The organism is Desulfosporosinus meridiei DSM 13257, assembly GCF_000231385.2.
Classification (GTDB): domain Bacteria; phylum Bacillota; class Desulfitobacteriia; order Desulfitobacteriales; family Desulfitobacteriaceae; genus Desulfosporosinus; species Desulfosporosinus meridiei.
Window position 1 is genome coordinate 43,388 of the sequence record NC_018515.1, and the last position, 18,985, is coordinate 62,372.

17 protein-coding genes are annotated in these 18,985 nt (G+C 42.1%); 14 read left to right on the forward strand and 3 right to left on the reverse strand.

Translation table 11 applies throughout. The features are described from left to right. Positions 1-6: 6 nt before the first annotated feature. Complete coding sequence (locus tag DESMER_RS00215; protein WP_014901078.1) at positions 7-873, reverse strand: glycosyltransferase family 2 protein; 867 nt, start codon at positions 871-873, stop codon at positions 7-9. Positions 874-1,040: 167 nt separating this feature from the next. Between DESMER_RS00215 and yabG the strand changes: the two genes are divergently transcribed. Then, complete coding sequence (gene yabG / locus DESMER_RS00220; RefSeq protein ID WP_014901079.1) at positions 1,041-1,886, forward strand: sporulation peptidase YabG; 846 nt, start codon at positions 1,041-1,043, stop codon at positions 1,884-1,886. An 81-nt stretch (positions 1,887-1,967) separates the two neighbouring features. Here yabG and DESMER_RS00225 read toward each other — a convergent pair whose 3' ends face one another. Continuing rightward, entirely contained in the window at positions 1,968-2,306 is a 339-nt protein-coding gene (locus DESMER_RS00225; protein ID WP_014901080.1) for a L,D-transpeptidase, read from the reverse strand. A gap of 127 nt (positions 2,307-2,433) precedes the next feature. Between DESMER_RS00225 and DESMER_RS00230 the strand changes: the two genes are divergently transcribed. From DESMER_RS00230 to DESMER_RS00265, 8 genes are all read left to right on the forward strand, one after another. Next, positions 2,434-3,234, forward strand: a complete 801-nt coding sequence (locus tag DESMER_RS00230; protein ID WP_014901081.1) for a cyanophycinase — start codon at positions 2,434-2,436, stop codon at positions 3,232-3,234. A gap of 96 nt (positions 3,235-3,330) precedes the next feature. Beyond that, a complete protein-coding gene (gene cphA, locus DESMER_RS00235; protein WP_014901082.1) occupies positions 3,331-5,988 on the forward strand; it encodes a cyanophycin synthetase in 2,658 nt (885 codons plus the stop codon). Between the two features lie 171 nt (positions 5,989-6,159). Further along, positions 6,160-7,011, forward strand: coding sequence for a 4-(cytidine 5'-diphospho)-2-C-methyl-D-erythritol kinase (ispE, locus tag DESMER_RS00240; RefSeq protein ID WP_014901084.1), 852 nt, complete (start codon positions 6,160-6,162; stop codon positions 7,009-7,011). A gap of 29 nt (positions 7,012-7,040) precedes the next feature. Next, positions 7,041-7,739, forward strand: coding sequence for a GntR family transcriptional regulator (locus tag DESMER_RS00245; protein ID WP_014901085.1), 699 nt, complete (start codon positions 7,041-7,043; stop codon positions 7,737-7,739). 2 nt (positions 7,740-7,741) lie between these two features. Continuing rightward, positions 7,742-8,557 carry a pur operon repressor gene (gene purR / locus DESMER_RS00250; protein ID WP_014901086.1) on the forward strand — a complete coding sequence of 272 codons (816 nt, stop codon included), beginning with the start codon at positions 7,742-7,744 and terminating at the stop codon, positions 8,555-8,557. A gap of 121 nt (positions 8,558-8,678) precedes the next feature. Then, a complete protein-coding gene (gene spoVG / locus DESMER_RS00255; protein ID WP_007777981.1) occupies positions 8,679-8,933 on the forward strand; it encodes a septation regulator SpoVG in 255 nt (84 codons plus the stop codon). Between the two features lie 292 nt (positions 8,934-9,225). Beyond that, positions 9,226-10,587, forward strand: coding sequence for a bifunctional UDP-N-acetylglucosamine diphosphorylase/glucosamine-1-phosphate N-acetyltransferase GlmU (gene glmU / locus DESMER_RS00260; RefSeq protein WP_014901087.1), 1,362 nt, complete (start codon positions 9,226-9,228; stop codon positions 10,585-10,587). Between the two features lie 15 nt (positions 10,588-10,602). Then, positions 10,603-11,541: a ribose-phosphate diphosphokinase gene (locus tag DESMER_RS00265; protein ID WP_014901088.1), complete on the forward strand. Its 939-nt coding sequence runs from the start codon at positions 10,603-10,605 to the stop codon at positions 11,539-11,541. 60 nt (positions 11,542-11,601) lie between these two features. Here DESMER_RS00265 and DESMER_RS00270 read toward each other — a convergent pair whose 3' ends face one another. Beyond that, positions 11,602-12,330, reverse strand: coding sequence for a PRC-barrel domain-containing protein (locus tag DESMER_RS00270; protein ID WP_014901089.1), 729 nt, complete (start codon positions 12,328-12,330; stop codon positions 11,602-11,604). 90 nt (positions 12,331-12,420) lie between these two features. On the opposite strand from DESMER_RS00270, the gene pth reads away from it, so the two are divergent. The 5 genes from pth to spoVT all read left to right on the forward strand — a co-directional run bounded on the left by pth (position 12,421) and on the right by spoVT (position 18,664). Further along, positions 12,421-12,978, forward strand: a complete 558-nt coding sequence (pth, locus tag DESMER_RS00275; protein ID WP_014901090.1) for an aminoacyl-tRNA hydrolase — start codon at positions 12,421-12,423, stop codon at positions 12,976-12,978. Positions 12,979-13,037: 59 nt separating this feature from the next. Continuing rightward, positions 13,038-13,214 carry a hypothetical protein gene (locus DESMER_RS23875; RefSeq protein ID WP_014901091.1) on the forward strand — a complete coding sequence of 59 codons (177 nt, stop codon included), beginning with the start codon at positions 13,038-13,040 and terminating at the stop codon, positions 13,212-13,214. Positions 13,215-13,402: 188 nt separating this feature from the next. After that, the gene (gene mfd, locus DESMER_RS00280; RefSeq protein WP_042333211.1) at positions 13,403-16,945 is read left to right on the forward strand and encodes a transcription-repair coupling factor; all 3,543 of its coding nucleotides are present in this window, start codon (positions 13,403-13,405) and stop codon (positions 16,943-16,945) included. A 38-nt stretch (positions 16,946-16,983) separates the two neighbouring features. After that, on the forward strand, positions 16,984-17,925 hold the full coding sequence (locus tag DESMER_RS00285; protein WP_042333212.1) for a peptidylprolyl isomerase: 942 nt from the start codon (positions 16,984-16,986) through the stop codon (positions 17,923-17,925). Between the two features lie 178 nt (positions 17,926-18,103). Further along, complete coding sequence (gene spoVT, locus DESMER_RS00290; protein WP_014901094.1) at positions 18,104-18,664, forward strand: stage V sporulation protein T; 561 nt, start codon at positions 18,104-18,106, stop codon at positions 18,662-18,664. Positions 18,665-18,985 lie beyond the last annotated feature (321 nt).

The following is an 18,985-nucleotide window of genomic DNA, read 5'->3' on the forward strand; positions in this document are numbered from 1 at the left end:
AGACAACTAGAAAGCTTCAGGTAGATTTGGCGGTGGCAGGGGAGATCCGGGGATAATTATATGCTGTTCAAAGAAAATTCCTTCAGACTTAAGGGACTGCTCCCAGTATTCAAGAAGATCAAAACGTCGTTCAGGATGATAGCCTAATAAAGTGTGTTTTCCCAAGGATCTAGAGGGAGGCTCATTTTTGACAAGGGATAATCCCATTAAGCAATCTCCGATAATGGTTTCAGCAATCAGTCGGGCATGACGACGATGTTTTCTGGGAGAATGAAGAGCTTCGTGGGGAATTGATGCAGCAACTTTAATAGTCAGGTTGTTTTTTTGGGCCCAGTATAGGGTGAGGGGTGGGATAGCTATTGCTTCGGGAGGAAGAGTACGCAGAGCTCGTTCGGAAAGTGCATGTGGTCCGTGTGTTGGGGTTGCGAGGCCAAGGCTTTTAAACAAATCCAGCTCACGGTTTAGTTTTGCCCTAAACCTTAAGACTAGATTGGCCAACTTTTGACGATGTGGAATATAAGGATAGCAATTTGTTAAGGCTACATCAACTCCTGACTCTATGGAATCAAGAAGTTTAACGAGATTCTCATAGATATCTCCAGACATATCCCCATCGACGAAGAGAGCGCCTTTAACACCTAAATGGCGTGCATAGAGTGCTCCAATTGCCCTCGGGATATCAATTCCCAGGGAGTCTGAGAAGTAGAGAGTGTGAATTCTAGCATCAGGAATTGAACGGACAAGTTCAAATGTCCGATCTGTACAGCCATTGAGTACTAATATGATATGACTGATAGGAAGACGCAGAATGGTGGTCAAGGCAGCCAAGATGCTCTTTTCTTCATTTTGGGCTGGAATGATGCCTGCGAACATCATGGAGACCCCCTTTTACGTAAATTGTTATAATTCTAATATATGCCGTTTTAGTTAGGTTCGACATAGGATATGGAGATATAGCAAATTTACTATCAACTATGATGAAACTCTAGCTAAGAGTTAAGATGGCCGATGTTAGAATTACCAAAGAGGGGGTCAGACTGATGATTCAGGTTGGGGATGTTGTAGCACGTCTATCACATCAGCAGGATGTCTATTTCCATGTTTATAAAATACAGGGCAACAATTTTAAAGGCAAAGGATCTAACTCTGTGATTCTTAAAGGACTTAATTTAAGGTTATTGGCAGATGCCCCCATCTCGGATCTTGTGTTGAAGAGTCCTGTAGAGGTTGCAAATTATGAACGGGAAGATCATAAAATGATTTATCAAAAGTTACACAAACTGACAAGTCAGAGAAAAGTAGAATTCGACGATCAAAAAGAATTCTTTGAAATACCTGGCCGAGTTTTGCAGCTTGATGGGGATCAGGAATATTTGCAGCAATGTATTAAGACCTATCGTCAAATGGGAATTGAGGCTAAAGGGATTTGCAAATCAGAAATAGAGCAACCGAGAGTAATACGCAAAATATTGCAAGAGAACCCTACGGATATATTAGTGTTGACAGGGCATGATGGGTTGATTTCAGGAAAAAAAGATTTTCATAGTATGGACAGCTACCGGAGTTCTCGTTATTTTGTGGAATCTGTTTTAGAAGCTCGGCGTTTTCAGCATAATAGAGATGCACTTGTTATCTTTGCAGGTGCCTGTCAATCAAATTATGAAGCGATTCTATCAGCAGGAGCAAATTTTGCTTCATCGCCTAAACGCATGCTAATTCACGCTTTCGATCCAGTATTTATTGTTGAGAGAATTGCATTTACCCCAACAGATCAAATTGTTTCTGTAAAGGATATTTTAACCCACACAATTACGGGAACAGACGGAGTAGGGGGGGTAGAAACAAGGGGACAGATGCGAAGGGGTTATCCGCGAAGCCCGTATTAAACAAATAAGGCTAGACACGGGGACGGTTCTTGTCTTAAGACGAGAGGACCGTCCCCGTGTCTAGCGTAACGCCCATCAATGTTATGCCTGTATGATTACGGGAGTTTCGGTTTCGATAATTTGGTAGAGCTCTTCTACGTCGTGATTGTACATACGAATACAACCTTTTGATACCGCTTGCCCAATGCTCATGGGGTTATTGGTGCCATGAATTCCATAGTAAGGGATAGATAGTCCCAGCCAGCGGGTGCCGAAGACTCCGCCGGGCTGCATTGTTTTGGTGGCGATATAGTAATTGCCTGGAGGAGTAGGGGTTGACTTCTTGCCGACTGCTATAGGATAGGAACGAATTCGTTGATTGTCTTTATAGAGTTCAAGCAATCGACTAGCTGTATAAATATAGATTTGATAGTTGGGCATAGAATAGAAGCCCCTTTCTTTAGGTAATATATTTCTTAACTCATGGTATGTTTATGATTTCTGAATGTTCGCTTGCATAATTAAACCCTTTTTAGGTGGAAAATAAGTCAGACTGGAGGGATCAGTTTTGACAGAACGTGTTGAAGGAAAACTGCTTATTATTGGTGGAGCAGAAGATAAGAAAAACGAGTGTAAAATTTTAAAGAGATTTGTTGAGGAATCAGGAGGTAGAGAAGCACGGATTACCGTATTGACCGCTGCGACGGAATATCCTCTTCAGGTGGGGACAGAGTATTATTCATTGTTTTTACAACTAGGGGCTAAGGAAGTTCAGGTTCTGGATGTTTCAGACCGTACACAAGCTAACAGACAAGGAATTGAAAAAGAATTTGAACAGTCGACAGGGATTTTCTTTACAGGGGGTGATCAACTAAGAATAACTGGATTGCTGGGTGGTACGTTGCTAGGACGTAAGCTTCAATTATTATATGAGAACGGGATCATTATTGCAGGAACAAGTGCAGGAGCATCTGTCATGTCCGATACAATGATTGTCGGTGGAGAAGCAGGAACCGCCAAGAAAAACACTTTATCTATGGCTCCGGGGCTGGGGCTCCTTCGTTCTGTAGTGGTAGATCAACATTTTGCCCAACGAGGGAGAATTGGCAGACTTTTATCGGCGATTTCTCAGAATCCCTATGTACTGGGAGTGGGTATTGACGAGGATACTGCCATTTTAGTTCAATCAGATGCCAGTTTTTCAGTGATAGGAAGCAATACAGTAACAGTCGTTGATGCATCAACTTCAACCACTACAAATGTTTCTGAAACCACCCCTGGCCAATCTCTGGTATTAAGCCCGATTGTAATGCATGTTTTATCTGAGGGCTATGGGTTTGATCTTAAGCAGCGAGTCTCTAAGCTTTGACCAATTGAAAGAATTATGAGGAATACCAAGAGAGAAAAAGGTTAAAACTAGTGGAGGATATTTAACCATTGCTTCTTAAGGAGGAACAATAATAAAATGGAGATTAGAGAAATCCATGCAGTCGAAGGGGCCAATGTGTACAGCCATCGCCCAATTATTCGAGCTATTGTGGATCTCCAAGAATGGACGGAACGGTTTACTGATGAACTGGGTGACTTTCGGCAGCGACTTGTTGAACAGCTACCCGGCTTAGAAGAGCACTACTGCTCTAGAGGCAAACGCGGAGGGTTCCTAGAGCGTCTACATGAGGGAACTCTTATCGGCCATGTCATTGAACATGTGACTATAGAACTATTAACTCAAGCCGGCCAAACAATTAAATATGGTAAAACTATGGCTGTATTAGATAAGCCTGGTTGGTATGAAATTATTTTTAATTACGAAGATAAAACCGGTGCCATTGAGGGTTTTAAATTAGGTTTTTTACTTGTTGATACCCTCTTAAAAGGAAACTCCTTTGATGTATTAAAGGCAGTAAATCAAATTAAATCCGAAATGGCTAAGTGCGAGTTAGGGGTCTCAACACAAGTAATTGTTAAGGCCTGTGAGGAACGAGGAATTCCAGTTTCTCGTCTCAATGAGGGAAGTTTATTGCAGTTAGGTTATGGCCGCAACCAAAGACGTATTCAAGCGACAATCACAGATGCAACGTCAAGCATAGGGGTGGATATCGCTTGTGACAAAGAAATGACCAAGAAAGTGCTTAGTGAGGGTGGAGTGCCTGTTCCATATGGTCTGATTGTGCGAACCGAAGAAGAAGCTGTAAAAGCATTTATTGATATGAATACTTCGGTTGTCATTAAACCCTTGAATGGTAATCAAGGGAAGGGAGTAACTCTTCAACTCACAAGCATAGCGGAGGTCAGAGCAGCGTTTAAGGTAGCTCAAACTTATGGCGAGTGGGTTATTATAGAGGAATATATAGAAGGAGAGCATTTCCGCTTAGTTGTTGTAGGCGAGCGGCTGATTGCGGCAGCCAAGAGAGTGCCGGCCCACGTGATTGGAGATGGGCAATCCACTATTGAAGAGTTAGTTGCCCAAACTAATTTGGATCCGCTGCGTGGAGATGATCATGAGAAGGTCTTAACGAAGATCAAAATTGATTCCGTCGTCCTTCTGAACTTAACTCTTAAAGACTTAACCATGGAATCTGTTCCGCTAAAGGGAGAAGTTGTCTACTTGAGGGACAGTGCAAATCTAAGCACCGGAGGGATTGCAGAAGATGTGACGGATCTTGTACATCCGGATAATGTAGAGATGGCGGTCTATGCCTCGAAGCTGGTAGGGTTAGATGTGGCTGGAATAGACTTAGTTATTGAGGATATTGAAGCTTCCTATCGCGAGAGAAGAGGCTGTATTATCGAGGTGAACGCAGCTCCGGGTATTCGAATGCATCATTTTCCAAGTAAAGGGAAAGCGCGAGATGTCGGTAAAGCTATTGTTGAACAAGTTATCCCCACCGGAAACGGACGCATCCCCATTGTTGCAATCAGTGGCACTAATGGCAAAACGACAACTACCCGCATGATTAGTAAGTTACTTACAGATCAAAAGCTATTTGTGGGAATGACATCAACTGATGGGATAGTTATTAATAAAAAAATGTGGGCAAGAGGAGACATGACCGGGCCGGATAGTGCTAAAGTCGTTTTGAGACATCCACAGGTTCAAGTAGCTGTATTAGAAACCGCAAGAGGAGGAATCCTCCGGTCAGGATTGGGTTATGATTATGCAGATGTTGCGGTAATTACTAATGTTTCAAGTGATCATCTTGGTCAATACGGAATAGAAACTCTTGAAGATATTGCTCATGTTAAGAGTCTAATTGCTGAAGTAGTTAAACCCCATAGCTACGTGGTTTTAAATGCTGATGATCCATACGTCGTCCAAATGGCACAGCGAACCAAGGGAAGGGTCATCTTCTTCAGCACGGAAAAAGATAATATTCATATTCGAAAACACCTGGCGAAAGGTGGAACAGCGGTCTTTGTACGCAGAGGTATGATACTTCTTTGTCAAGGCTCCCAGATTTTTCGCATTTGTTCCGTAAAACAAATTCCCGTCACATGGGATGGGAAGGCTAAACACAATATTCAAAATACCCTTGCAGCAATTGCTTCAGGATGGGCTCTGGGGATAAGTACTGCAGCTATTCGAGATTCTCTCCAAGGGTTTTCTTCAGACTCAGAACACAATCGTGGACGACTTAATCTATATAAGGTCGATGGTGTGGATGTATTTGTTGATTACGGACATAATGCAGCAGGTATTGCAGAAATTGCTAAAACCCTTAAACATTTTAAGAAGAAATCCCTCGTGGGCTGTATTACTGTTCCTGGAGATAGACCTGATGAGATGGTGAGAGAAGTAGGGCGGATTGCAGCAAAAGGGTTTCAACGACTGATTATTCGTGAGGATCAAGATCTACGGGGACGAAAACCCGGTGAAATTGCTCAAATTCTATATCATGAAGCTATAGCCAGTGGTATGGATACTAAGAACATAATGGTTGTACTCCCAGAGTTAGATGCCTTTTGTCGAGGGCTGGATAGTTGCTCGCCTGGGGACACATTTGTAATGTTCTTTGAGCATCTAGAGCCGATTGAGGAAGAAATTCGAAAGAGGCTTGAATTGCAGAAGGCTTTATCTTATGTTCCGGCACAGAACGATTGGGTTGTTGGTGGTGAGTTTTAAAAACTTAAAGTATTCAAAGGGTAGTTTTAGTAAAGAGTTTTGTAGGGGCGAGGATTATCTTCGCCCCTATTGTTCTATTAAGATTTTGCCTAATGAAGTGCTGGAACTCCAACCTGAAAATATGTATAATAGTAGGAAATGCTCTGGCAATGTTCGGAAGAGGTAATGTATATGGGAGAATCTTTTCTTACAATGTTCGCAAATGCGAAGATTAATTTAGCATTGGCCATAACTGGTGTCCGGGAAGATGGGTTCCATGATCTTCAGAGTGTTATGCAATCCATTGAATTACACGATATTGTTAAGGTTCGTCGTTATGGTGAAAAAATCGTATGTCGTTGTGGAAGATTAAGTGGTTCGGGAAATTTGGCCTATAAGGCAGCGATGGAGTTTTTAGAACAAGCTAAACTATCCGGTGGAATAGAGATTGAAATTGAAAAACACATTCCGATACAGGCTGGATTAGCTGGAGGGAGTGCTGATGCCGCAGCCACTCTTTGTTTATTAAATCGGCTTTATGATGAACCCTTAAGCACTGATGAGCTGCTTAAGCTGGCAGGTATATGTGGAGCGGATGTGGCCTTTTGTCTTCAAGGTGGAACCATGTGGGCAACGGGACGTGGTGAGCGGCTCGAGCCATTGCCTAAAGCTCCCAGAATAGATCTTGTCTTAATAAAGCCAGATTCAGGAGTGAATACGGGGGAGGCTTATCGACAGTTTGACTTATTAGGACAATCAGGTCAATTAAGCAAAATGGATTGGGAAAAGGCCTTAGAGGAAAAATCAGTACACAGAATTAGGGAACTTCTCTATAATGATCTGGAACCTGCCTCAATTCAACTAGTTCCCATTATTCAAGAATATAAGAAAATTTTAGTGGATTTGGGATGTTCGGGAGCCTTAATGTCTGGAAGCGGCTCGAGTGTATTTGGAATTGCCCAAGGAGAGAACCATGCGAGGCAAGTTGCATCCGAGTTGAGAAAAAGGGGTTTTAAACACGTTTGGGTGACAAATACTATCTAAAAATAATTCTTCTGAAAGGGGATATTAGGATGGGAAAACGATTATTGCCGGTGATACTAGACGGTTATAAACCATTACGGGAGATTGTTTTTGAGTCTATGAGGGATGCGATTTTAAGTGGCGTTCTTGAACCGGGAGAGAGGCTGATGGAGATTCAGTTAGCCGAAGAAATGGGGGTTAGCCGAACCCCGGTACGTGAAGCAATTCGGAAATTAGAATTGGAGAACTTTGTTGTCATGATTCCACGTAAGGGGGCCTATGTTGCCGGGGTTTCGTCAAAAGATGTCGCTGATGTTTTCGAAATACGTTCAGCTCTTGAAGGGCTGGCAGCAGGGCTGGCAGCAGAACGTATTACGGAAGATGAATTAGAACAAATGGAGCGAGTATTATTTTATCGAGCCAATGCCGAAGGCGAGATGGATTTAGAGCAGATTGTAAAGTCTGACACGGATTTTCATGCCTTGGTGTATAGTGCGAGCCGCAATGAACGATTAATTCAGATTTTAGCTAACTTGAGGGAACAAATCCAACGTTTTCGGGCCACTTCTTTAGCGGTACCAGGACGAAATAAGCTGGCTCTTGAGGAGCATAGAATGATTGTTGAAGCATTAAGAAAACATGATAGCGAAGAAGCCCAGTCATTAGCAATGGCGCATATAGTTACAGCAGAGAATGTCATGTTTGATGTACTCAGTATTAAGAATGAGCCGGACAAGGTGGATAAATAATCGTGGAGAAAATGAAAAGAGCGGAACGGATGGTGGCCATCACTCAAGTGCTGATGTTAAAGCCCAATGTCCTGACTCCTTTAGCCTTATTTGCAGAACAATTTCGAACAGCTAAGTCCACAATTAGTGAGGATTTAATGGCTGTCAAGGGGAGTTTGCAGCTCTCCGGGCATGGTCATCTTGAAACCATTCCAGGGGCTGCCGGAGGGGTGCGTTATATTCCGGAGATTTCCAAGGGAGAAGCAACTGCCGTGCTCAATTCCTTAGCAGAACGGTTGAATGATAAAGAGCGAATTTTAGCGGGTGGCTTTATTTACATGACGGATTTGTTGTTTAATCCATCTATTCTACGACCACTAGGGTTAATATTTGCAGGTGCCTTTCGACAAAAGAAGCCTGATGTAGTAGTAACTATCGAAACTAAAGGTATTCCCTTGGCCCTTGTCACAGCAGAGGCGCTGGGAGTGCCTATGGTGGTCATACGAAGCGGCAACAAGGTTACGGAAGGTTCCTCGGTCAGCATCAATTATGTTTCCGGGTCATCCCGACGTATTCAAACAATGTCCCTTTCTAGAAGAGCTTTAGAAGCACGACAACGAGTGCTGATTATTGATGATTTCATGAAAGCCGGCGGAACAGCGTTGGGAATCAAAAGTCTGATGGAAGAATTTCAAGCAGATGTTGTCGGTATTGGTATTTTGGTGGAAGCACAAATAACTTCAGAGCCAAAGCTTGTTGAAGGGTATCTGTCGTTGTTACAGCTTAAGGAGTTGAATCCTGACTCAGGAAAAACCACAGTTGTTCCTGTCTTTTTGTAAAAAAGATATAGGATATTTTTATAAATTAAAAGAAATTTTCCTGAATTTGAGGCAGGATTTTTTTACCATACAGAGAATATTATTATGAATAGGCCCGGAAGTGGAAGGGTGGTGATTCATAATGAATATTACCGATGTGCGGGTTCGGAAGATTAATACTGAAGGAAAAATGAAAGCAGTAGTCTCAGTAACCTTTGATAATGCTTTCGTTGTTCACGATGTCAAAGTTGTAGAAGGTATGAATGGGATTTTTGTAGCTATGCCAAGTCGTAAAACTCCTGAAGGGGAATTTCGTGATATCGCCCATCCCATTTCAGCTGTTGCCAGAGAAGTCATTCAGACTGCGGTTTTAAAAGCTTATCAAGAAGCCATTTGAATAGCTTATTTCAGATATTTTAGGCATGCTAAAGGGGACCTTGCAGTTGGGTCTCCTTTAGCGTGTCTAAATTTTTTATGATTGGGAATAATGGGGCTTTAATAGGAATTAAATGACCATAAGATAAAAAGGGTTGAGAAAATAAAAAAGGATTCTTGCTAAATTTGGCGAATAAGTTAGATTTGAGGTCTGCTACAAAAGTCTTAGTTGCACTTAAGCCATCTGAAAGTTATACTTTTACGGGTATATAAAATAAGTAGAGGTTAAACTAGAGCTGGAGGCGAATTAGATTATGTCTAATTTGGTAGCGGTGATTATGGCAGCAGGAAAAGGTACAAGAATGAAATCAAAGTTGCCGAAAGTTATGCATACATTGGCTGGAAAAACTCTTGTAGAACATGTCTTGGATATGGTGGGCAAAGTCGGGGTTAACCGCCCGCTGGTTATTGTAGGACATGGCCGGGAGAGTGTCGAAGCCTGTATAAATAATAGAGCGGAGATTGTCATTCAAACTGAACAACTTGGTACCGGACATGCAGTTCTGCAAGCGATGCCTTATGTAGAAGATGATCAGACGGTTCTTGTTTTAAGCGGTGATCAACCGTTGCTTAGATCCGAGACTTTAAATGCTCTGGTTGAATTGCATCAGGCTCAGGGGGCCAGTGCTACGGTTTTGACAGCCGTTATCGAGCAGCCTTTTGGATATGGCAGGATTATTAAAAAGGGTGTGGATCTTGTTAGGATTGTTGAAGAAAAAGATGCAAGTCCAGAGGAAAGGGAGATTAAGGAAATAAACACCGGGACCTACTGTTTTAAGGGATCGGCATTAAAAACTGCACTGTCAAAGATTACAACCCAGAATGCCCAAGGGGAATATTATCTAACGGAAGTATTTGATATTTTCCTTAAAAATCAAGAAAAAATATTAACCTATAGTACAACCAATTCCTATGAAGCCCTAGGCATTAATAGTCGTGGTCAATTAGCTGAGGCTGAGGCAATTGTACGTAAGAGCATCTTAGACTATTGGATGGCCGAGGGAGTTACAATTGTTGATCCGGTGTCTACATTTATTGGGATAGATGTAGAACTGGCTCAGGACGTGACAATATTGCCGTTTACACGATTATTAGGTAAAACTGTGATTGAAGAAGATGCTGTTATTGGGCCACAGACAACCATCGATAATTGTATCGTTGGATGTGGTGCCGCAGTAACTTACACGGTAGCTAGGGATTCGGAAATAGGTGAAGGTTGTAATATTGGTCCGTTCAGTTACTTGCGTCCAGGCACTAAGTTAGGACCTGCGGTCAAGATAGGGGACTTTGTCGAAATCAAAAATAGCTGGATTGAAGCTGGAGCCAAGGTGCCCCATTTAAGTTATATTGGGGATGCGCATGTTGGGAAATCTGCTAATATCGGAGCGGGAACAATTACTTGTAACTATGATGGGGTTAACAAACATCTCACCAAGATTGGAGATCATGCATTTATTGGCAGCAATACTAATTTAGTTGCGCCTGTCGAAGTGGGGGAATATGCAGTCACGGGTGCAGGGTCAACTGTTACTAAGGATGTACCGGCAAAGGCCTTGGTTGTTGAACGGAGCCAACAAGTTATCAAGGAACATTGGCATCGCGAAAAGATTAAATAGGGGGCAAAAAGAGGCATGGCAGCAAAGGAATTTAAAATTTTTTGTGGGAATGCTAATCGTCCATTGGCACAAGAAATTGTAGACTATCTGGGAGTACCACTCGGTCAAGCGAAAATTAAACGTTTCCAAGACGGAGAGACATGTTTAGCTATCGATGAAAGTGTCCGAGGGGCAGATATTTATGTTGTTCAGCCAACATGTTACCCGACAAACGACAATATTATGGAATTGCTGATTATGATCGATGCTATACGCAGGGCGTCAGCACGTCGAATTACGGCAGTTATGCCTTATTATGGTTATGCACGTCAAGAGCGAAAGACTAGGGCTCGTGACCCTATTACAGCAAAGTTGATGGCGAACCTTATAACAACCGCTGGAGCAGATCGTGTTGTCACTATGGACTTACATGCTCCTGCAATTCAAGGATTCTTTGATATTCCACTCGATCACTTGCCCGGTGTGCCTATTTTGGCAGAATACTTTAGGGAGAAGGGTCTGGAAAACCTCTGTGTGGTTTCTCCGGACTTAGGTGGCGTAACTCGGGCCAGAGATTTAGCTGAACGGATTGGTGCATCACTTGCTATTATCGATAAGAGACGACCGGAAGCAAATGTTTCGGAAATCATGCATGTCATCGGAGAGTTGAAAGGTAAAACGGTTATTATGATTGATGATATTATTGATACAGCCGGAACAATCACTCAAGGAGCTCAGGCTCTGGTTGAGCGGGGAGCGAAGGAAGTCTATGCCTGTTGTACTCATCCTGTATTGTCAGGACCTGCTGTGGAACGCTTGGCTAACTCGGTTATTCGTGAACTTGTCGTGACGAATACAATACCTTTAAGGGAGAAAGTAATTCCCCAAATTAAAGTCTTGTCAGTAGCTCCATTATTAGGGGAAGCTATAGTTCGGATTCATGAAGATCTCTCAGTGAGCAAACTTTTTAGTTAATAAGTTGGACCTATTGTCTGAGGAAATAGAGCAAAAGCATAAAAAGAGGCCCCCGGGGCTTTATCCCTGGGGGTCTTTGGGTGTAGGTATCTCTGAGACAGTTTCCTCCTCAATTGGCAGATCTGAGCCGGCTTGCGGAACAATGACCAGTTCTTTAGTATCGGGGAGCTGAGAGACAGATTTAACCTTATCTTTTTTAAAATAATGACTGATAGTATGAGTGGTGTCGGAGGCTAGGCTGGATGTTGTATGAATAAGATTTTTAAAGGAATTACTCAGGCCTTTGTCTGATACAGTAAGTGCATTTTCACTTCCTTTTTGACTTATAATAACATCATGGCCGATAGTGGTAATGTAATCTGCCGAAATAGACGCCTTGCCATTAAGAAAGCCCTCTAACTTGCCACCAGAAATCTCAATCTCTGTTATTTTACCGGTACTTGGATCTACATAATACTCTTCTGCTGTTCCAAGGGTTTTCCCGGTTTCTGTGACCATTTTTGTTCCGATGATGGTCAGCTTTTCCTTGACTAAATCTAATAACTCAGGCATACTTGAGGTTTTTTCAACGTGAGACTCCTTACTAATGGTAATCGCATCGTCGCCAACGCTGACGACTTTTGCATAGGGTATAATGCGTTGATCCTTAAAAAAGCCCTTAGGGTCTACGACAATTGCTGCAAGGGATTTTGTGCTTGCATTAAGAATTAAGCTTTTTACATAGCCTAGCTGCTGTCCTTCTTGGAGGGAAATAATGGGTAAGGATAGAAATTTTCTGCTGGGTTTCATAGTTCACCCCCTCTATTTAGTGTGAATTCGTTTCCTATTCTTAAAGAATGTATTCAAAGTGTGGCATGAATATGCTTTGGAGGAGATAAGATGAAGGTCATCATGGGCCTGGGAAATCCTGGCGTTCAATACGAAGAGACTCGTCATAACATCGGTTTTTTGTTGATTGATCTTATTGCAGAGGTTCATAATCTGCAATTTCGCTCTAAGTTCCAAGGATTAGTGGCAGAGGGGCAAATTGAGGGGGAACGATTATTTCTCTTAAAACCTCAAACATTTATGAATCTAAGCGGACGTTCTGTAGCTGAGCTTATTAAATTCTATAAAATTCCGCTGGATGATTTACTAATAGTACAAGATGATATGGATTTGCCTCTTGGTAAACTCCGTCTGCGTGATCAGGGTAGTGCGGGAGGACATAATGGGATTAAATCGATTCAGGGCGAACTAGGATCTGAAAAGTTATGGAGACTTAAATTGGGAGTAGGGCGTCCGCCGAAAGAGTGGGATCCTGCCCGATACGTCCTTGCTCCTTTTTCAGATGATGAATCGCAGATGTTGGATGATGTATTAGAAAGGGCTGAAAAAGCCAGCTATTTATGGATAAAAGAGGAATATAGCCGGGCTATGAATTTGTATCATCGGTAGGATCAAGTATAACCTCCTAACCTAGGGGTAATTCTACTAGCTAGGGGGTGAATTAGGGGATGAAAATCTTTAAGGTTTGTCATGCTTGTGATCGAATTATTGGTGAAATTGAATTAAACGACTTGACCAGCAATAACTCGGATCCTATAATGGATATTATTGGTAACGTAGCCTATACTCTTTGTACGGATTGTTTACGTGATATGGAAACTAAGCCGCGCAATGTATATCATTAATCTTAAATCCTAGATCATGTTTAACGACTAGGTAGAATAAAATGTTGATGAACGCAGCCGCAGCTATGATTGGCGTTAGGGCTGGTGAATGGGGGCCCTTGAGCGGGCGTTCATCTTTTTTGAATGTCGTAAAATGAATGAGTTATTAATAATAAACTTCTAGCTAAGTTTCTTTAATACCCGAAAGGATGGACATCTTGAATACTATTCATAACTATCTGCGACAGGGGCTCGATATTAAGGAGATTAATCAATCCTTAAGTCATAGAGAATGGCCCCAAATGATTTATGATTTAACAGGAAGTCAAAAGGCAGCGTTTGTCGCTCAGGTTTTTCAAAGATCGAGGCCGGGGTTGATTTTGACCTATTCAGAGGAGCAAGCTCAAAAGTGGGTCAATGATCTGCGGACGTGGTGTTCTGATCAGACTATTTTACATCTTCCAACTACGGAATGGCTTCCTTTCGAAATATTGGGGAGAAGCAAAGAAACTACTTCCGAAAGAATCCGCGTTTTAAACCAATTGTCACATGATCCAAAATGTACAGTAGTCGCTTCTGTCCTTGCTGTTGAACGTCGCTTGTTCCCTTCTTCACGGTGGAGAGAGTTTACTTTAACGTTTGAAATTAACCAGAGGTACAAATTGTCAGATATTCTTTCCTTACTTATTACCGGAGGATATGAACGAGTAGAGACTGTAGAAGGACAGGGGCAATTTGCCTTAAGGGGCGGGATCTTGGATATTGCCCCCTTAGATGGCTGGGCTGTACGAGTTGAGTTTTTTGATGATGAAGTGGATTCGATCCGAACCTTTGATTTAGGAACTCAAAAATCTACCGGCTCTATGAACAAGGTCTCAATTTCTCCTGCTATGGAATACATCATTACTAAGGAAGAGTTAGGAGAACTCCGTTATGCCATTCGGGCTGAGGCTCGCAAAGCCACTGGACGACTCCAGCGCTCAGGGCGAAGAGAAGTCGCTGAGCACCTACAAAACAAAGTTGATTTCTTAGTGGAACGCCTTGAACAAGGGATTCTGGATGAAAATGTTTATCCATTTTTAAGTTTAGTCAATACACCACTCGTTCCCTTTTTCTCATATCTTTCCAATGACCATTTTATTGTACTTGATGAGCCTCTGCGTCTAAAAGAACAGTTGGAGTTTCAAGCCAATGAGCGTTTATTGGATTTTACCCAGCAATTGGAAAACGGCGAAGGAATTGTTCACCCAGAGTCACAATATATTGCTTACGAGGAACTATTGAAATTTGGCGAACATCACCCCTTGATCGGACTTTCTACTCTCCTGAGGCAGGCGCCTGGGCTTTCGCCCAAGCGAATTTTTAACCTTAATGCTCGACCTCTAACAGGTTTTATGGGGAAAACAAGTAAATTGGTTGATGAGATTGTACATCGCAAGGATGCAGGGAACGTGGTTGCGCTATTTGTTGGAGATGAGGATCATGTTGACCGGTTGATTCAAGGCCTGAAGGATAGAGGAGTAACTGCAGCTCGTAAAGAGCTACAGGATCCGGTTGAGGAAGGAAATGTCTATATCTATCCATATTCTCTTGATCAGGGCTTCGAGTTGCCTTTGGGGAAACTTGTTATTCTGACCGAAGCAGAAATCTACAAACGAGAGAGTAAGGCTGCCGGCAAAAAACCAAACCCACCGGTTCCGAAGAATGTTTTTGTATCGGATCTTAAGCCCGGAGACTTTGTAGTTCATGTTCATCATGGAATAGGTCAATTTACAGGTATTGAACGGTTAGAAGTGGGTGGCATTGCCAAAGACTATTTTGGGATTCGTTATGCTGGGGAAGACCGGCTTTATGTTCCTTTAGATCAACTCCATCTCCTTCAGAAGTATTTGGGGAGTGCTGGGGAAACTTTGCCGAAGCTTTACAAACTTGGCGGTTCAGAATGGTATAAAGTCAAGAAGAAGACCAGAAGTGCTGTCAAGGAAATGGCTATTGATCTGGTAAAGCTATATGCGCAGAGAGAAGCTATTAAAGGTTATGCCTTTTCCCAGGATAATGTCTGGCAAAATGAATTTGAGGATAAGTTTCCCTACGTTGAAACTCCAGATCAACTTCAGAGTATTGCCGACGTCAAGTCGGATATGATGCGTTCACGACCTATGGATCGGTTGCTTTGTGGAGATGTTGGCTACGGAAAAACAGAAGTTGCTCTTCGGGCAGCCTTTAAGGCTGTGATGGATAGCAAACAAGTAGCAGTACTTGTTCCTACCACAATTCTTGCTCAACAACATTTCAATACCTTTAAAGAACGCTTTATTGGGTATCCGATAAGTATAGAGATGCTAAGCCGTTTTCGTTCCCAGAAGGAACAAAAGGAAATAATTAAGGGACTTAAAGATGGGAAGATTGACATAATAGTGGGGACGCATCGTATCCTTTCAGAAGCTGTCAAATTCAATGATTTAGGGTTATTGGTTATCGACGAGGAGCAACGTTTTGGCGTTGCACACAAAGAAAAACTTAAAACCCTTAAAGGAAATGTAGACGTGTTGACTTTATCGGCAACTCCAATCCCCAGAACACTGCATATGTCCCTCGTGGGAGTTCGGGATATGAGTGTTATCGAGACCCCGCCGGAAGGGCGTTATCCCGTTCAAACCTATGTTACTGAATTTAGAGCTGATGTGGTACGGGAGGCAATTCGTCGTGAAATCCAACGCGGAGGACAGGTCTTCTATGTGCATAACCGAGTTGAGGATATGGATCAAGTTACACGTTTCTTGAGTGAATTAGTGCCTGAAGCGAGGTTTGGAGTAGCCCATGGGCAAATGCGCGAAAGAGAATTAGAAAAAGTTATGCTGGATTTTCTAGAACATGAAATGGATGTCTTGGTATCCACAACAATTATTGAAACAGGGCTGGATATGCCTAACGCCAATACTTTGATTATTGATGAGGCAGATCATTTTGGATTATCTCAACTTTATCAACTGCGAGGGAGGGTCGGACGGTCTAATCGTAAAGCTTATACTTATCTTTTGTATAAGCCTCAAAAGGTTCTTACAGAAATTGCCGAAAAACGCTTGGCTGCTATACGTGAGTTCACAGAATATGGAGCAGGTTTTAAGATAGCGATGCGAGATTTAGAAATTCGGGGTGCTGGGAATTTAATTGGTGCTCAGCAGCACGGGCATTTGGCTGCTGTAGGATTTGAAATGTACAGTCAGATGTTAAAAGAAGCAGTTCAGGAACTTCGTGGGGAGAAAGTTGAAGAGGCCATAGAACCTAGCATTGAACTGCAAGTGGATGCTTATTTACCTGATACCTATGTTGCGGATAATCAAACCAAAGCATCACTGTATCAACGCTTAGCTATGGTGCGTGATGAGGGGCAACTTAGTGAGATGGTGGATGAACTGGTCGATCGTTTTGGAACCCCTCCCCGAGAAGTGGAACACCTTATTGAAATTATTCGAATAAAATTATTGGCTGGTTCGTTGAAAATCGAGCAAATCCAGCAGGCCAAACAAAACGTTAGTCTGCGTTTCTTAGCTAATATTGACTTCTTGACCGGTGAACATCTGATGTCCGTGGCGTCAGCATCCCCTTATCCATTGTCGTTTAAAACTATGCCTAATGGAAATTTAGAGTGCAAGATACGTATTCGAACCCTTGGTCAAGAAGCAACCATAGAGGCAGTTCGCCGGGTGCTCTCGACATTTTGCGACATTGCTTCAAGGACAACTCCTTGATATACTATTCTCACGTCTAATTGAAAGGGTGTGTCTATATGAGAAGGTCCCGTGTTGGGTTGATTTATGGAGTGCTGGCATTGATGCTTGTGACCACGGGGTGCTCTTCGCTGGTTGGAGGAAAATGGGCAGTTAAAGTTAACGAAAGTCCAATCTTAGTGAAAGATTATGATGCTCGTGTTGAAGAGGCCCAAAAAATTTATGAAAAACAGGGTATGAAATTCGACACTGACCAAGGAAAACAAGCATTACCCCAGATCAAGAGTCAATTGTTAGATCGTATGGTTGAAGGGGAGCTAATGGCCCAAGAGGTTAAAAAGCTTGCCCTTAATCCAGAGGATGAAAAAGTAAAAGAGCAAGAGGAAACTATTAAAAAGAACATGGGTGATGAAGCAACATTTCAAGATACTCTTAAACAACAAGGAATGGCAGAAACCGAATTACGAAACTTCTTGGCAGTTTACGGAAAAATTACCAATGATGTTACAGTGAGTGATGCGGATATCAAATCTTTTTATGATCAAAATATTGCCTATTACAGTCAACCTGAAAGTGTAAAGGCTCGGCATATTCTAGTTAAGACTGAAGATGAAGCCAAAGCAATCATCGCTCAATTAGATACGGGCGTTAATTTCGAAGAGCTTGCTAAAGAAAAGTCCATTGAACCAGGGGCTAAAGAGTCTGGCGGGGATTTGGGATCTTTTACAAAGGGAAAAATGGTTCCTGAATTTGAAACTGCGGCTTTTGCTCAAAAAGTAGGAACCTATTCAACAACACCTGTGAAAACCGAATTTGGGTATCATATAATTAAAGTTGAAGCTCATACACCTGCAGCGGCTCCAGAATACGAAAAGGTGAAGGGTCAAGTAGGACAGGACGCTTTGAACCAAGCTAAAGACGCAAAGTTTCAGACCTATTTTGACGATCTTCGAAAAAATGCAAAAATAGAGTATTCTCAAGGATATAAGCCAATAAGCTAGGAAAACGGGTGAAAGAAGGCATTGTAAAGATGCCTTCTTTTGTTTTGCATTGGAAAATAATGAATAATTGGCAATCCCTAGATATATACTATCATTGAATTTACAAATAAAAACTACAGAAGCAAAAAGGACAAGACGAAATAGGATTCGAAAACGACAAAAGGAGGAATGTGCGTCTATGAAAGCAACAGGTATAGTAAGAAGAATCGATGACCTCGGTCGTGTCGTTATACCAAAAGAAATTCGTCGGACTCTTCGTATTCGAGAAGGAGATCCGTTAGAGATTTTTGTTGATCGGGAAGGTGAAGTAATATTAAAAAAATATTCCCCTATCCGCGAATTGGGAGAGTTTGCCAAAGAATATGCAGACTCATTATTTGAGGCGACGGGGCATATAACCTGTATTACCGACCGAGATACAATTATCGCTGTCGCTGGGGCATCAAAGAAAGAGTATCTGAATAAAGCCATTGGCCCGGCAGTAGAACAGGCAATGGAAGAAAGAAAGACTGTACAAATAGGTATAGCAGGAGAACATGCCTCTTGTAAAACTTGCCCGGATAATGAGGATGAGGAATGCAAAGTTACCAGTGAAGTAGTCGCACCAATTATTACCCAAGGAGATCCAATTGGTGCAGTGATTCTAATGTCCAAAGATGCTAACATGAAGATGGGTGACTTGGAAGTTAAATTGGTAGAAACCGCAGCCGGATTTTTAGCCAAACAAATGGAACAATAAAACTTAATTCCATAGACTTACATAGTTATCGATGGACTTTATTAGGCATAGAGATTTGCAACATACTAAAGGCGCAAAGTCAGGCGCTAAGGAGAATCGCATTAGAAGGGCGTTCTCCAGAAAAAATGAACACATCCTAATATGGAGTGATAAACTTTGATAAAGCGGTCTCACCGCTTTTTTTTTATATCATACAAACTCGGGGTTAATTTTGGTTAGAATATAAATAACACGATTTTCATACTTTTGACCAAACTCTTACGCCGGTAAGGCGTAAGAGCGGCGATTTGGCTATACTGACCAAGAAAGTTTGTGGTAAAA